Here is a 15,104-nt window from a genome sequence, read left to right on the forward strand (position 1 = left end):
TTTACAAAGTGCCTTAGTATCGATTCCATCTCGCTACAAATAAAAAACCCCGCCGAATCGGCAGGGCTTTTGAATTCAGCTAGAAGCCTAAATTCTTAATCTCAGCGAGAATTACTCAGCTTCGATGCTTACGAATTTACGGTTCTTAGGACCTTTCACTTCGAACTTCACTTTACCTTCAGTAAGAGCGAATAGAGTGTGGTCTTTACCGATACCAACGTTAGTACCAGCATGGAACTTAGTACCACGTTGACGAACGATGATGTTACCTGCAAGAACAGATTCACCACCGAAACGCTTAACACCCAGACGTTTACTTTCTGAATCGCGGCCGTTACGAGTAGAACCACCAGCTTTTTTGTGTGCCATTGTTAAACTCTCCTAATAAATTAAGCGTTGATACCAGTGATCTTCACTTCAGTGAACCACTGACGGTGACCCTGTTGCTTACGAGAGTGCTTACGACGACGGAACTTAACGACTTTAACTTTGTCGCCACGACCGTGTTGTACAACTTCAGCAACTACTTTGCCGCCCTCTACTAGAGGAGCGCCAACTTGAACGTCTTCGCCGTTAGCAACAAGAAGAACTTTATCAAATTCAACAGTTGCACCAGTTTCTACGTCTAATTTCTCTAAACGAAGAGTTTGACCTTCGCTTACACGGTGTTGTTTACCACCAGATTGGAAAACAGCGTACATATCTTACTCCGCTTTTTCCGCACAGCCTTATGCTTATTTAATGAGCATCATGGGTGTGCGCTAAACTAATCATCAATAGGGCGCAGATTCTACAGAAGAGATGTCCCTATGACAAGCCATATTTTGAAAAAATTGGCGAAAAGCTAATCGCCAGATAAAAGTGCGGCAATCATGCCCTTTAGCCATGTATTAATCAACGTTTTTTAGTGTATTATTCAGTAATTAAATCAGATAAGAAGACCTTACTAGTTCTAACTTCAGCCGGATTTACAATGGATTTTAAAGCTATCCAAGCGCTAACTGCCGATGACATGGCAAAAGTGAATGAAACAATTCATGCTCAACTCAACTCAGACGTATCTTTAATCAACCAATTAGGTTTTTACATCATTAGTGGTGGTGGTAAGCGCATACGTCCCCTTTTAGCTGTGCTGTCAGCTCGTGCTCTGGGCTACCAGGGCCAGGCGCACACCACAGCAGCAGCGTTTATTGAATTTATTCACACAGCTACACTGCTACACGATGATGTTGTCGACGAATCCGATATGCGTCGCGGAAAAGCAACCGCCAATGCCGCTTTCGGTAATGCAGCCAGCGTATTGGTTGGTGACTTTATCTATACGCGCTCTTTTCAAATGATGACAGAGCTAGGATCCATGAAGATCCTTAAGTTGATGAGTGATGCGGTCAACATCATCGCTGAAGGTGAAGTTCAACAGTTAATGAACTGTAATGACCCAGATACCACAGAAGAAAGCTACATGCAGGTTATCTACTCTAAGACTGCACGTCTGTTCGAGGCCGCTACTCAAATTGGCGCTATTCTTAATGATGCTCCATCGGAAGTAGAAACCGCTCTGCAAAACTATGGTAAATATTTGGGTACCGCATTCCAGTTGATCGATGATGTCATGGACTACACATCTGATGGCGATGAAATGGGTAAAAATGTTGGTGATGATCTTGCAGAAGGTAAACCAACGCTGCCGCTGCTCTATGCGATGCAACATGGCACACCCGAGCAAACCCAGATGATTCGTGAGGCGATTGAAAAAGCCAACGGTATGGAGAAGCTCGATTCCATTATGGAAGCCATGGAGCAGACAGGTTCTTTAGAATATACCCGCCAAAAAGCGTATCAAGAAGCGGATAAAGCAATTGCAGAATTATCTGTCCTCAGCGAGTCTCCTTATAAGGAAGCTCTCGTAACACTGGCACATATGTCAGTACATCGCTCGAAATAACTTCATATGTAACAACGGGAACCCTAAAGTTCCCGTTGATTCCAGCCCAGCAAATCGAAGGTCTATTGACTCTGCTATTACTAACTCCGAGCTAAGTCTGATGCCGCACTTTTGTTAGTAATAAGTCTTCCCCGCTCTTTCAACCTAGCAGTAAATGACCAACACGGGCAAGCATTCCGTACATTTTGCGACCAATCGTATTGTTCGTTCAAGCAAGTTGCCACTGTTACACCCGAAATTAGCAACACGCTGCCATTTATTATTGGATCACGAAAGCGTCATCGCTCGTTCATAAATCTCTCACTCCACTGACCTCAAACTGCAATCAAACCGACCTAATCTCGGTTTGAAAATCGTAGAACCGAGGACAATATGGAAGTTTCGAGCCCTTTTCGTTTACCACGTAAGACACCTTTTGGTTTAGGAGAAAACTTAGCCGAGTGGGCCACTGGTCTACATAAGCTTGACCAATATTACGCGCAAAGGCCAGTAGGCTGTGATAGCAAAGCATTTCTTCGATTTACTCTAGAGATTCTCGGTATTGATTATCAGGTAATTAAAGGCTCTTTGACGCATATTCCTACCCAAGGAGCAACAGTGGTCGTGGCCAACCATCCTCTTGGCTGCGTTGAAGGGGTGATACTGGCAGAGCTACTGCTGCATGTCAGAGACGATGTACAGATATTGGCAAACCAGTATTTAAAAACTGTCCCTGAGCTGGATAAGCTGTTTATAGGTGTCGACGTATTTGAAGGCAAGAACGCCCACAAAGCGAACCTTAAAGCGCTTCGACAGGCTCACCATCATTTAGATCAAGGTGGGCTATTGCTCCTTTTCCCTGCAGGGGAAGTCTCCCAGCTGGTTGATCGTAAGACTCAACGTATCGAGGATAAGGAATGGAGCCGTTCGGTGAGCAGCTTAGTGCGTAAGGCCAAAGCGAGTACCATACCAATGTTTATCGATGGTCAAAACTCCAAGCGCTTCTATATGGCTGGCAAAGTGCACCCTCTACTAAGAACCTTGATGCTTGGCCGCGAACTACTCAATAAAACCCAACAGCCGATCAATATATCTATCGGGTCGGCAATCAAATTTAAAGAAGTCAACGGCCTAACAGATGCGCAAATTGTTAACTACCTTCGCCTGAATACCTACTTATTACAAAACAAAACTTTAACTGGTGGGCACAGCGAAGAGTTAGAGTCTAACCCTTTACCTGTCGCGCACGCTTTACCTGTTCAAGACCTTAAAACTGACCTTGCCAAGCTACCGGCTGAGCATCACTTATTGACCAGTGGTGAGTTTGACGTCTATTGCACTGACGCCGAGCATATTCCTTCATTACTGCATGAAATAGGCAGGCTGAGAGAGAATAACTTTCGCAAAGTGGGTGAAGGTACAGGCCTCGCTTTAGACATCGACGAATTTGATCGTTACTACAAGCATTTGTTTATCTGGGACAGAGATAATGAATGCCTAGTTGGCGCCTATCGTCTTGGGTTAATCGATAAGCTTATGCAGAACAAGGGGTTGTCCGGCCTTTATTCGAGAACCCTTTTTCATTATGGCGAAGACTTTCTCAACACCATGGGCAAATCGATTGAAATGGGTCGCTCGGTGATTGATGAACGTTATCAAAAAAGTATGGGCGCTCTGCTATTGCTCTGGAAAGGGATCGCCACTTTCGTCCACCGCAACCCAAGCTATACGCATTTGTTTGGCCCTGTCAGTATCAGTAACGATTACAGTGAGCAAGCAAGACAACTGCTTGCCGATACCATGACTCTCCATCATTACGACTCAGAGAAAGCCGAATATGTGACACCATCGAACCCTCTGCCAGTTCAACCTAAAAATTGGAATACTAGCATGCTGACCGCGTTGGGCGATCTCCAGCTATTGTCGCGAGTGATTGCTCGTATTGATGACGGCAAAGGGGTTCCCGTATTGTTGCGTCAATATTTGGGCCTGAATGGTAAATTAGTGTCGTTCAATGTCGATCCTTCTTTTAACAATGCATTAGATGGGTTGATCATGGTTGATCTTCAGCAAGTACCAGTCAAAACACTAGCCCGTTACATGGGCACTTCTCAAGCCCAGCAGTACCTAGCGCATCACACCCCTTAACTTGGTTGAACAACAACGAAAATGCTGCGTGACTTACGCAGCACTTTTGCTATCCAGAGAATTCACTTGATTTAAAATAAATTTCAAAGCGATCTTTCACACCGTAACTCAGCAACAAAGCAACAATCTTTCATAGCTGCTAAAAAGCCGACTTTTATATCGATTGACCAAGATTATGCCAATCAAAAATCCATTGACGGAACTATCATCTAACTGAAATCTAGGGGTAACGATAATCACAATAACAAGGAAGTAACCTCCATCATGATGCCATCTCATAAAACCATTCGCTCTACAGTTACTGGCGCCATCGCGTTGCTATTAGGTTTAGCGTCTGTCACCAGTTTCGCCGCAGAAAAAGTCTATCGACTCAAGCTAGCTGAAACTTGGGGACCAAATACTCCAATTCTAGGTGATGCCACGAAGAACATGGCTCAGTTAGCAGAGGAGATGTCTAACGGACGCCTTAAGATTCGCATAGACTCTGCCAATAAACACAAAGCGCCATTGGGCATTTTCGATATGGTCAAGTCAGGTCAGTACGACCTTGGGCACTCCAGTTCGTATTATTGGAAAGGTAAAGTACCTAACACACTGTATTTCTCTTCCATGCCCTTCGGGATGATCACGACCGAGCAATACGCTTGGTTTTATCGTGGTGGTGGTATGGAGTTGATGGAAAAAGTCTATGCACCGCATAACTTACTTTCCTTCCCTGGTGGCAACTCCGATATTCAGATGGGCGGCTGGTTTAAAAAAGAGATCAATTCCGTTGAAGACCTAAAAGGTTTAAAAATTCGCATTCCTGGATTTGCCGGTGAAGTGATGGCCAAGGTTGGAGCAAAACCAACCAACATAGCTCCTGGCGAACTGTATACCTCACTTGAACGAGGCACAATTGATGCGCTTGAATGGGTAGGCCCTGCTTTCGATTTGCGTATGGGCTTTCAAAAAATCGCCCCCTACTATTACACAGCGTGGCACGAGCCTGGCTCTGAAACTCAATTCCTAGTCAATAAAAAAACGTGGGACAGACTACCTAAAGATCTTCAATCGATCCTAGAAACAGCATTCAGGGTAGCGGCATTTGATATGTACACACAGGCACTCGATGCTAATGCCAACAGCTGGGCGAGCATGAGCGCTGAATATCCCAACATTAAAGTTCGAGATTTTCCACCGGAAGTGCTCAGCGCAATGCAAACCGCGACTCAAGAACTGTTAGAAGAGCTAGCGAACAAAGATGAACTAGCAAAGGAGATCATCAGCTCTCAGAAACAGTACCTGACTAAGGTGCGTGCCTGGACCAATATTTCTTCCAAAGCTTATCTAGATAGCAATTAAGCCTTTTGTGGGTGGCAAAATGTCCTTGCCACCCATTTGAAAGCACATCAATAACCTGCCGTTTTCCTCTAGAACTTACTGTTGCTTTATTTCACCAAAGCAAAAATGAGATATTTATCACACCAAAAGTAAAGATCATCCACCCTATCAATCAGGCAAAGATCACAAAATTATAATATTCGATAATTCAACGCCAATAATTAGTGATTTAAATCACAAAATATCAACCAATTAAAAACAAGGAAATGTGAGTATGATCATGTGATTTTTATTGACATATGAGTTGTTGACAATTTGTATGAAAATTACACGCCAATTACTTGATAGAGATCGCTATAAGAAAGCGTTATTGGCAGGATTATTTGCATGACGTCACAAAAAACCCGTCGTCAGTTCCAAAATGAATTTGTGTGGTAAATTGATTGGGTACTAAGCAATCAAGCGGTTTTGGCGAACCGTACTACTACAATATTCATCAGAACATCGAACGGGGAACTGTTATGATATCACCAGACGCTAAGATCAAGATACAAAATTTTGGTCGTTTTCTGTCTAATATGGTAATGCCCAATATCGGCGCGTTTATCGCGTGGGGTTTTATTACTGCTCTATTCATTCCAACAGGCTGGCTACCCAACGAGACGTTAGCGTCTATGGTCGGCCCAATGATTACCTACCTATTACCACTGTTAATCGGTTATACCGGCGGTAAACTTGTCGGTGGCGAACGCGGTGCGGTTGTCGGTGCAATCACCACTATGGGTGTGATTGTGGGTACCGATATACCTATGTTCATGGGTGCCATGATGGTCGGTCCTCTAGGTGGATGGGCAATCAAAACATTCGATAACTACATCGACGGCAAAGTGAAAAGTGGCTTTGAGATGTTGGTCAACAACTTCTCAGCAGGCATTATTGGTATGCTTGGCGCAATGCTTGCGTTCATGTTCATTGGACCATTTGTCAAAGTACTTTCTGGTGGTCTCGCCGCTGGGGTTAATTTCCTAGTTTCAGCACACCTACTTCCTTTAACCTCTATTTTTGTAGAACCTGCTAAGATCCTGTTCCTAAACAACGCGATCAACCACGGTATATTTTCTCCACTCGGGATCCAACAAGCTTCAGAAATGGGTCAATCGATCTTCTTTCTTATTGAAGCAAACCCAGGGCCGGGGCTGGGCATCCTCTTAGCTTACATGGTGTTTGGTAAAGGAACGGCTCGTCAAACCGCAGGTGGGGCTTCTATCATCCACTTCTTCGGTGGCATTCACGAAATCTACTTCCCATATATTCTGATGAATCCACGCTTGATCCTTGCGGCAATCGCGGGTGGTATGACAGGCGTATTTGTTCTCGTCATGTTTAACGCGGGTATTGTTTCTCCAGCATCACCAGGTTCAATTTTCGCTATCTTACTCATGACTCAAAAAGCATCTATTGTCGGGGTTCTTGCGTCTATTGCTGCTGCAACAGGTGTTTCGTTTACGGTTGCTGCTTTGCTGATGAAAACCCAATCCACTTCAGAAGAAGATGGGGATGAAGCTGCACTTGAAAAAGCAACATCACAAATGAAAGACATGAAGTCGGCCACCAAGTCAAACAGTGCAGTAAGTGCTCAAAACAAAGGCAACATAGACTTAGCGGATGTTAAAAGCATTATCGTAGCCTGTGATGCGGGGATGGGTTCCAGCGCAATGGGTGCCAGTATGCTACGTAAAAAGGTACAAGATGCAGGTCTAAGTATCAGCGTAAACAATCTTGCGATAAACAACTTAACAGAGAGTGCCGATATCGTGATTACTCATAAAGATTTAACGGATCGTGCTCGCAAGCATGCGCCCGACGCTCAGCATATTTCGCTGACTAACTTCTTAGATAGCGAAATGTACAACCAACTGGTCACTAAGCTGCTTGCCGCACAGAAAAGCCAAGCTGCGAATGACGAGCAAGCAGTCAAAGTTTCTTTGATGGCAGCCAATGACGACACATTTGAACCTCAGCCAAAATCCGTTTTCCAAATCGCCCCAGAGAACATTCATTTAGGGCTGAACGCGACGAACAAGGAAGAAGCTATTCGCTTTGCTGGCGATAAACTGGTCGAGATGGGCTACGCCGAACCTGAATATGTAGACGCGATGTTTGAGCGAGAAAAACTCGTTCCGACCTACTTAGGTGAATCTATCGCAGTTCCACACGGCACCATTGAAGCCAAGGATAAAGTTAAGAAGACCGGCATCGTTATTTGTCAGTACCCATCTGGCATCCAGTTTACCGACGATCAAGGCGATGTCGCCAAGCTTGTCATTGGCATAGCCGCCAAAAATGACGAACACATTCAGGTCATTACCACCATTACTAACGCACTCGACGAGCCGGAGGCCATTGATAAGCTAACGAGTACCAAAGATGTTGCGGAAATTCTCAGCATCCTTGGTAACCCGCAAGCCGCTTAATCACCTCTTTAACAACTTTGCTCCTGAGAGCAAACGAGGTCAACTGCCCCCTATACGGTTGACCTCACCCTAAAGTCGTTAGTTTTATTCAATTGAAATTGGTAGGTAAATTATGAAGAATGCTGTTCATTTTGGCGCAGGTAATATTGGCAGAGGATTCATAGGAAAACTCTTAGCGGACGCGGAAGTAAACGTCACCTTCGCAGACGTTGATGCCCCACTGGTCGATCAACTTAGCCACAAACAGGAATACAAAGTTAAAGTCGTTGGTACTCAATGTCAGATTGATACAGTTAGCCACGTCACCGCAGTAAACTCCGCCAGCGAAGATGTGATTGACCGAATTGTGAAAACAGATTTGGTCACCACAGCAGTTGGTCCAAATGTTCTCGACATTATCGCGAAGACAATAGCTACAGGTATTGCCAAAAGATTTTCGGCCGGAAACAACGCTCCTCTCAACATTATTGCTTGTGAAAATATGGTTCGTGGCACCACTCACTTGAAAGGTGAAGTGTATAAATATCTAGAGAGTTCATTGCATCCTAAAGCCGACCTACTTGTAGGTTTTGTCGATTCGGCAGTTGATCGTATTGTCCCGCCAGCAGAAGCCGCGAATGATGACCCATTGGAAGTCACGGTAGAGAGCTTCAGCGAATGGATTGTGGACCAACAACAGTTCAAAGGTGAAATCCCAAACATTAATGGGATGGAGAAGACCGATAATTTAATGGCTTTTGTAGAACGTAAGCTGTTCACCCTAAACACGGGGCACTGCATTACCGCCTATCTGGGCTGTTTAAAAGGTCATCAAACGATTCGTCAGGCGATAGAAGATCCTGAGATACAAACCGATGTAAGACAAGCAATGGAAGAAAGTGGAGAAGTTCTGATTCGTCGCTACGGCTTTGATCGCCAATTACACGCAGCATACATAGAAAAAATCCTCGGTCGATTTGCTAACCCTTATCTTGTCGATGAAGTCGATCGTGTTGGTCGCCAACCCATTCGCAAATTGGGAGTAAACGATAGATTAATCAAACCATTACTCGGTACAATCGAGTATGGCACTGAAAACAGAACACTTTTAAAAGGAATTGCAGCTGCATTAAAATACCGCAGTAGTGAAGACCCTCAGGCTATCGAGCTACAAAACTCACTAATAGAGCATGGTGTGAGTAAAACCCTCGCTTGCTACACAGGCTTGAGTGAAGACAGTGAAGAAGTTGCTCAAATTGAGTCGATTTTCAACAACTTATAACAACATGTAGGGGAGCTATTCTCCCCTTATTAAACGATATTTAGTTCAGTATATGGCAGACAAAATAAATGAAACTGACATTATAGAGCGATTAAACAACGCACCTTCGGTTCGCGGCTTTTTTATTGCTGCTGTTGATGTGTTTAATGACTCTATTGATGCGTTGATGCAGCGCATTTTCCAGAAAGATAACTTTGCGGTTCAATCTGTTGTCGGTCCACTGCTTCATGATTCAGGCCCACTGGGTGACTTATCAGTGCGTCTTAAACTCTTGTTTGGTTTAGGGGTACTACCCAACGATGTTTATCACGACATCGAAGATATCATCAAAATCAAAAACATCTTAAACAGCGATGTGACCGATTATGAGTTTACCGACCCCAATATCTTAGACCCTATAAAGAAACTTAATCTGGTCAAAAAAATGGGCATGGTACATATGGAAGTCATGGAACCGGATGATGATATCGATCTCGAGTTTTATCAGTTACAACTGAAACGCCAGCAACAAATAATCAAGTCTGGGCTCTCTCTCGCAATCGTTGAAATATGCAATGAACTAGGTAAAGAGAGCCCATTCTAATCATTCCGTGAGACCCACACTATAGAAAGAACCTCATATGCTCAAAGCTGTACTCTTCGATATGGATGGCCTTATTTTTGATAGTGAGTCTATTTACAAACAAAGCTGGCAATTCGCGGCTCTGGAGCAAGGGCTATCAATATCTGATGACTTTTATCAGCAGTTTATTGGTGTACAAGATCCGGAATGCGAACAACAGCTTGTAGACTACTTTCAAAGCGCTATCGATATACATCGCTATCGAAGCATTCGAGACCAGCACTACCATAACCTGAGATCTCACGGTATTCCTCTCAAACCAGGGTTTGAACCGCTCCTTACTGCTATAAAACAACGCGATCTACTCACAGCTATCGTTACCTCTTCGAAACGTTCAGATGTCGAACATAACTTTCGGACAAGTAACTATTTAGCGCAATTTGATCTCATTATTAGCGCTGAAGATGTCACACTCAGCAAACCTAATCCCGACTGTTATAAGATGGCTTATCGCCAGCTAGGGGTTGAGGCAAAACAATGCCTAGTATTGGAAGATTCGAACAACGGAATCAAAGCTGCCTTAGCAGCAGAGTGCCACGCGGTGATGATTCCTGATCTTCTGCCACCTCTTCATGAGTTGAAAAACAAGATAACCGTCTTAAATCAACTAGACGAAGTGATTCCATTGCTGGATAACATGTAAACAGCTTAAAACTAAAAAAACCGAGGCAATGCCTCGGTTTTCATTTGTCTAACTGAAGTTACTCTACCGTTACCGCTTTGGCTAAGTTACGTGGCTGATCTACGTCCGTACCTTTGATGAGTGCAACATAGTAAGACAGTAGCTGCATCGGAATCGTATAGTAGATAGGTGCAGTGATGTCACTTACGTGAGGCATCGTGATGATCTTCATGGTTTCATCAGCTTCAAAGCCCGCCTCTGCATCAGCGAAGACATACAGCAAGCCACCACGCGCACGCACTTCTTCAATGTTCGACTTAAGTTTTTCAAGCAGTTCATTACTCGGTGCGACGACAACCACTGGCATATCAGCATCAATCAGCGCAAGAGGACCATGCTTCAATTCACCCGCAGCATAAGCTTCTGCGTGAATGTAAGAGATCTCTTTCAGCTTCAACGAAGCTTCCATAGCAATCGGGTAAAATTCACCGCGGCCAAGGAACAAGGTGTGGTGCTTATCAGCAAAATCTTCCGCTAGAGCTTCAATATCTTTCTCAAACGATAGTGCAGAGTTGATCTGTTTTGGCAATGCATGCAGAGCTTCAACGATCTCTTTTTCTTTCTCTTTGCTTACACGGTTTTGCTGCTTACCAAGTGCCGTCACTAGCATTAGCAGTGCTGAAAGCTGAGTTGTGAAGGCTTTAGTTGATGCAACGCCGATTTCGACGCCAGCACGTGTCATGAAAGCAAAATCAGACTCACGAACTAACGAAGAGCCTGCAACGTTACAAATCGTCATTGCCGCCATGTAGCCTTTCTCTTTAGCAAGGCGAAGCGCTGCCAAAGTATCAGCCGTTTCACCTGATTGAGATAAAGTGATCAGCAGGCTATTTGGACGAGTCACAAATTTGCGGTATCGGAACTCAGACGCAATTTCCACATCACAACTCACGCCTGCAATATCTTCAAACCAGTAGCGCGCAGTCATTCCCGCATTATAGGACGTGCCGCAGGCGACGATCTGTACATGCTCAACTTTACTCAAGATTTCTGCCGCATTAACACCAATAGCTTCGGTGACGACTGAATCCGATGTTAGGCGTCCTTCCATTGTGTTAATTAAAGCCGTTGGTTGTTCGTAGATTTCTTTTTGCATGAAGTGACGGTACTTACCTTTATCACCCGCATCGTGCTCTGCATTTGACTCAATGATTTCACGCTCAACACGTTCACCAGAAAGATCAAACACGTTCACTTCACGACGAGTAATTTCAGCCACGTCGCCTTCTTCCAGGTACATAAAGCGACGGGTCACATTTAGCAATGCAAGCTGATCTGAAGCGAGGAAGTTTTCACCGACACCGAAACCAATAACGATCGGGCTGCCAGAGCGAGCAACAACAATGCGTGAAGGATCTTTGCGATCAACAGCGACTGTACCGTAAGCGCCTTCAAGTTGCTTGGCTGTTTTCTGAACCGCCTCAAGTAAGGAGTCAGCAGTGCGTAGCTCCCACTCAACCATATGAGCAATGACTTCAGTGTCCGTTTGGGAGTCAAATACATAGCCACGAGACTTTAGCAGCTCACGCAGCTCTTCATGATTTTCAATGATACCATTATGCACAACAGCAATATCACCTGACATGTGCGGGTGCGCGTTAGCCTCTGAAGGCTCACCGTGGGTTGCCCAACGCGTGTGTGCGATACCTGTCCCACCGACCACTTCCGCTGCGTCCACAGCGTCCGCCAGTTCCTGAACTTTACCCAGGCGACGAAGGCGAGTCAGATTAGAATCACCATCAACTACAGCAACACCTGCAGAGTCATAACCACGGTATTCAAGGCGGCGTAAGCCTTCCACCAGAATTTCAGCCACATCTCGTTGTGCTACTGCACCGACGATTCCACACATATTTGTATCTCCGTTTCGGTATCCCTTCCCCATCTGAGGTACGCAATCTAGACAGCAAGCAAAAAAGCCAAATTGACGGGATTAAATTGATTAAATTGTTTTAAATAGCTTTATACGCAAATAACTTTCACATCATGGGATTCAATTTGCTGTTTGAACTCAGGATTCAAGTCTTTGTTAGTAATTAAGATATCGATGGAACTCCAAGCCAGCTCGAGATTTGGAATCTTACGACCAATTTTTTCAGATTCGACCATCACAATGACTTCACGTGACACTTCAGCCATCACTTTACTTAGGCCGACCAATTCATTAAATGTTGTCGTACCTCGCTCTAAGTCAACGCCATCAGCACCAATAAATAGCTGGTCAAAGTCATATGAGCGTAGTACCGACTCAGCCACTTGTCCTTGAAAAGACTCAGAATGTGCATCCCAAGTCCCGCCCGTCATCAATAACGTAGGCTCACTTTCAAGCTCATTAAGCGCGTTCGCCACATTGAGTGAGTTAGTCATCACAACCAAACCACGCATACCATCCAGTTGCTTGATCAATGAAGCGGTTGTGCTGCCACTGTCGATCACAATGCGATTGTGCTCGCGGATCAGCTTGGCGGCTGCTTGGGCGAGTTCATTCTTACGAATCGAAACATTTTCGCTCAATTCATCGCTGACGACTTCTTTTGGTAATGCGATAGCACCACCATAGCGACGCAATAATTGGCCATTTTTCTCTAAAGAGGCAAGATCCTTTCGAATTGTGACTTCAGAAGTCTCAAATTGGAGAGACAAAGACTCAACACTGACCTCACCTTTTTCATTTACCAAATTAGAAATTGCGTGTCTTCTTAGTTGCGTGTTTCGTTTCGACATCTTAATTTCATTTAATAAGTTTCGTTGTGAAAGAAATTATAGTCAAACCGAAACTTTAAAGTCCATTTATTTTGAACCAAAAAATAAAAAATAGCGGCAAAACCTTGTCCTAAGACAATTCTTAAACAGTGATATTGGCGTGAATCAGTGGTAGAATTCGCCACCGAAAAGAAAAAAAATTACAGAATTGACCGTTATTTTTTTGCAACTAACCGCATATATCCTAGGTTAGTCACAGAAATGCTGAGTATTATCCAGACAGTTTGGTCATAAAATGACTAAACTTGTTGAAAGACTTTCAGTTCTGAAGTCGACGACAACATTGATGTTCTCTTGTATATAGAAGGCACGAAATGCCAGGCGGGAACCCTCGACTTCAGCGAGATAAATGACTTTCAGATTGTAACTATTATTGACCGGAGAATATCTTCCATGAAAAAGACCAAAATCGTATGTACGATTGGCCCTAAAACTGAATCTGTAGAGAAGCTAACTGAACTCGTAAATGCAGGCATGAACGTAATGCGCCTAAACTTCTCTCACGGTGACTACCAAGAGCACGGCACTCGTATTGCGAACTTCCGTAAAGTAATGGAAGAGTCTGGTAAGCAACTGGCTATCCTTTTAGATACTAAAGGTCCAGAGATCCGTACTATCAAGCTAGAAAATGGCGACGATGTTGATCTGGTTGCTGGTCAGGAGTTCACTTTCACAACTGACACTTCAGTTGTGGGCGACAAAGACAAAGTAGCGGTAACTTACGCAGGTTTCGCAGCAGACCTTAACGTTGGTAACACTATCCTAGTGGACGACGGTCTGATCGAAATGGAAGTACTTGCTACTTCAGAAACTGAAGTGAAATGTAAGGTACTGAACAACGGCGCACTAGGCGAAAACAAAGGTGTTAACCTACCTGGCGTTTCAGTAAACCTACCTGCTCTATCCGAAAAAGATAAGAACGACCTTAAGTTTGGTTGTGAGCAAGGCGTTGACTTCGTTGCAGCCTCTTTCATCCGTAAAGCATCTGACGTGAAAGAAATTCGCGAAGTACTTGCGGCTAACGGCGGTGAAAACATCCACATCATCTCTAAGATCGAAAACCAAGAAGGTGTTGATAACTTCGATGAGATCCTAGAGCTGTCTGACGGTATCATGGTTGCTCGTGGTGACCTAGGTGTTGAAATCCCAGCGGAAGAAGTGATCTTCGCTCAGAAGATGATGATCGAGAAATGTAACCGTGCACGTAAGATGGTTATCACAGCAACTCAGATGCTTGATTCTATGATCAACAACCCACGTCCTACTCGTGCAGAAGCTGGTGACGTTGCGAACGCAGTGATGGACGGTACTGATGCTGTAATGCTTTCTGGTGAAACAGCCAAAGGTAAGTACCCAGTTGAAGCGGTAACTATCATGGCTCAAATCGCAAACCGCACAGATGCAGCACTAAAAGCTGAACTAGGTTCTCGCCTAGACAGCCCTCGTCTACGTATCACAGAAGCAGTATGTAAAGGTGCTGTAGACACAGCTGAAAAACTAGCGGCTCCACTGATCGTTGTTGCAACTGAAGGTGGTAAATCAGCTCGCTCAGTACGTAAGTACTTCCCAACAGCAAACATCCTTGCACTGACTAACAATGCAAAAACAGCAGCTCAGCTTGTGCTAACAAAAGGTGTTCGCCCTGTGTTGGTTGATTCAATCGACAGCACTGACGCATTCTACGTACTAGGTAAAGAGCTAGCACTTGAATCTGGTCTAGGCAACAAAGGTGACATCGTTGTTATGGTATCTGGCGCTCTAGTCGCTTCTGGTACAACAAACACAGCTTCTGTTCACGTTCTATAAGAACCGAATAAATATTCACTTTTTAAAGAGGGCTTCGGCCCTCTTTTTTTATCCCTTCCTCTTGTCTCACTATTTGGTACGCTGTATTATCAATCAAAGTA

12 protein-coding genes are annotated in these 15,104 nt (G+C 44.3%); 8 read left to right on the top strand and 4 right to left on the bottom strand.

The window, feature by feature from the left end; translation table 11 throughout:
- Positions 1–111: 111 nt before the first annotated feature.
- A complete protein-coding gene (gene rpmA / locus VIC_RS04875; RefSeq protein ID WP_004409945.1) occupies positions 112–369 on the bottom strand; it encodes a 50S ribosomal protein L27 in 258 nt (85 codons plus the stop codon).
- Between the two features lie 20 nt (positions 370–389).
- Positions 390–701: a 50S ribosomal protein L21 gene (rplU, locus tag VIC_RS04880; protein ID WP_006958203.1), complete on the bottom strand. Its 312-nt coding sequence runs from the start codon at positions 699–701 to the stop codon at positions 390–392.
- A gap of 272 nt (positions 702–973) precedes the next feature.
- Here rplU and ispB point away from each other — a divergent pair, with 272 nt between their 5' ends.
- From ispB to VIC_RS04915, 7 genes are all read left to right on the top strand, one after another.
- Positions 974–1,945, top strand: a complete 972-nt coding sequence (ispB, locus tag VIC_RS04885; protein ID WP_006958205.1) for an octaprenyl diphosphate synthase — start codon at positions 974–976, stop codon at positions 1,943–1,945.
- Positions 1,946–2,317: 372 nt separating this feature from the next.
- Positions 2,318–4,072 carry a lysophospholipid acyltransferase family protein gene (locus VIC_RS04890; RefSeq protein ID WP_006958209.1) on the top strand — a complete coding sequence of 585 codons (1,755 nt, stop codon included), beginning with the start codon at positions 2,318–2,320 and terminating at the stop codon, positions 4,070–4,072.
- Positions 4,073–4,339: 267 nt separating this feature from the next.
- Complete coding sequence (locus VIC_RS04895) at positions 4,340–5,416, top strand: TRAP transporter substrate-binding protein (protein ID WP_413788328.1); 1,077 nt, start codon at positions 4,340–4,342, stop codon at positions 5,414–5,416.
- A 500-nt stretch (positions 5,417–5,916) separates the two neighbouring features.
- Positions 5,917–7,869 carry a PTS mannitol transporter subunit IICBA gene (locus tag VIC_RS04900; RefSeq protein ID WP_006958213.1) on the top strand — a complete coding sequence of 651 codons (1,953 nt, stop codon included), beginning with the start codon at positions 5,917–5,919 and terminating at the stop codon, positions 7,867–7,869.
- A 112-nt stretch (positions 7,870–7,981) separates the two neighbouring features.
- The gene (locus VIC_RS04905) at positions 7,982–9,130 is read left to right on the top strand and encodes a mannitol-1-phosphate 5-dehydrogenase (protein ID WP_006958214.1); all 1,149 of its coding nucleotides are present in this window, start codon (positions 7,982–7,984) and stop codon (positions 9,128–9,130) included.
- A 52-nt stretch (positions 9,131–9,182) separates the two neighbouring features.
- Positions 9,183–9,713, top strand: coding sequence for an MltR family transcriptional regulator (locus tag VIC_RS04910; protein ID WP_006958215.1), 531 nt, complete (start codon positions 9,183–9,185; stop codon positions 9,711–9,713).
- A 37-nt stretch (positions 9,714–9,750) separates the two neighbouring features.
- Positions 9,751–10,395 carry an HAD family hydrolase gene (locus tag VIC_RS04915; protein WP_006958216.1) on the top strand — a complete coding sequence of 215 codons (645 nt, stop codon included), beginning with the start codon at positions 9,751–9,753 and terminating at the stop codon, positions 10,393–10,395.
- Positions 10,396–10,453: 58 nt separating this feature from the next.
- Here VIC_RS04915 and glmS read toward each other — a convergent pair whose 3' ends face one another.
- Together glmS and VIC_RS04925 are read right to left on the bottom strand one after the other, a co-directional pair.
- Positions 10,454–12,286, bottom strand: a complete 1,833-nt coding sequence (glmS, locus tag VIC_RS04920; protein ID WP_006958217.1) for a glutamine--fructose-6-phosphate transaminase (isomerizing) — start codon at positions 12,284–12,286, stop codon at positions 10,454–10,456.
- Between the two features lie 110 nt (positions 12,287–12,396).
- Positions 12,397–13,158: a DeoR/GlpR family DNA-binding transcription regulator gene (locus VIC_RS04925; protein ID WP_021456706.1), complete on the bottom strand. Its 762-nt coding sequence runs from the start codon at positions 13,156–13,158 to the stop codon at positions 12,397–12,399.
- Between the two features lie 432 nt (positions 13,159–13,590).
- Here VIC_RS04925 and pykF point away from each other — a divergent pair, with 432 nt between their 5' ends.
- On the top strand, positions 13,591–15,003 hold the full coding sequence (gene pykF / locus VIC_RS04930) for a pyruvate kinase PykF (RefSeq protein WP_006958219.1): 1,413 nt from the start codon (positions 13,591–13,593) through the stop codon (positions 15,001–15,003).
- Positions 15,004–15,104 lie beyond the last annotated feature (101 nt).

Source organism: Vibrio coralliilyticus ATCC BAA-450, from assembly GCF_000176135.1.
Classification (GTDB): domain Bacteria; phylum Pseudomonadota; class Gammaproteobacteria; order Enterobacterales; family Vibrionaceae; genus Vibrio; species Vibrio coralliilyticus.